The organism is Subtercola vilae (assembly GCF_004923255.1).
Taxonomy (GTDB): Bacteria; Actinomycetota; Actinomycetes; order Actinomycetales; family Microbacteriaceae; genus Subtercola; species Subtercola vilae.
Window position 1 is genome coordinate 1 of record NZ_QYRT01000102.1, and the last position, 1079, is coordinate 1079.

Consider the following 1079-nt stretch of genomic DNA (forward strand, 5'->3'; position numbering starts at 1 on the left):
CTGGCAGGACATTCTGCTCGAAGAGGTATTCGAAGCGTTTGCTGAGAGCGACACTTCGAAGCTCCGAACCGAACTGATCCAGGTCGCCGCCGTAGCTCAGCAGTGGGTCGAAGCGATCGACCGGCGCACCCCGGAGGCATCATGAGCGCGACGCTGGCGACAAAGCCGTGGGTTGATGAGATGACAGGCAAGCCGACCCGTAAGACCTACTGGGAACTGACGTGTGACGACTGCGGTGGTTTCATCTCGGCGTCTATCGCGAAGCCGAAAGCTGATGTTTGCCCCCGCCGTTCCGAAGACGAAGCGTTTCACCGAGTTATCTGCCCGGAGGCATCATGACGAACGAGACAGAACGACTAAACGAACTGGGCTACTTCTGGGATGAGGCACTGCCTGAGATTGTCGAGCAAATCGACTGGTCAGCGATCACGACTGACCAGTGGGCGGTGATCAGTAACGCGCTCAACGAGCACATTTCAAATGCGCGCGACTTCATGCCGCCGACGCCCACTTCGCGTGACCTCTACGAGATGGATGAGAAGCCGAAGCGCGCCGCTCTCGAATCTGAAATCGAGCGGCTGCGTGCCGAGAACGAGGCATACAGAAACTCTGTCATGCAGCGCCGAGGTACCAGCGATGTTTACGTCGAAAACGGAAAGGTGATGTACCGATGAAAATCGATGACCGATTCAAGGGCATGCTCCCCGGCACTCGTGAAGCTCTCGACGCTCTGACGATTCGACCGGAGGCCCGCTCGTGAGTACCTCTAACGAGACAGAACGACAGAGGCACTACGTCACCTATCCCGGTGACGATAATCGCTGGCCATGCTGGTGCGCGACCGGAACAGACCACAGCGAAGCTGAAGCCAACTTTCGAAAATTAGTCGACGCCGAGAAGCACTCGCGGGCCGTGGTCATCTTCGAGAACCGGATGGGTTTCGGGTACACCGAAGAGTACGAGCAATCGCGCGAGTGGTCTGACGCGATATTGGAGGCTGAGGCATCGTGACCTCCCCGCCTACCCCAAAAGCCCGAGCGCTGATCGCAGACGCCAGAATCTACGCAAGATGGGTGCAC

At 58.0% G+C, this 1079-nt stretch carries 1 protein-coding gene; it reads left to right on the forward strand.

What is annotated here, in order from left to right; translation table 11 throughout:
* Nucleotides 1–335: 335 nt before the first annotated feature.
* Nucleotides 336–674, forward strand: a complete 339-nt coding sequence (locus D4765_RS19020) for a hypothetical protein (RefSeq protein ID WP_136643874.1) — start codon at nt 336–338, stop codon at nt 672–674.
* The last annotated feature ends 405 nt before the right edge of the window (nt 675–1079 follow it).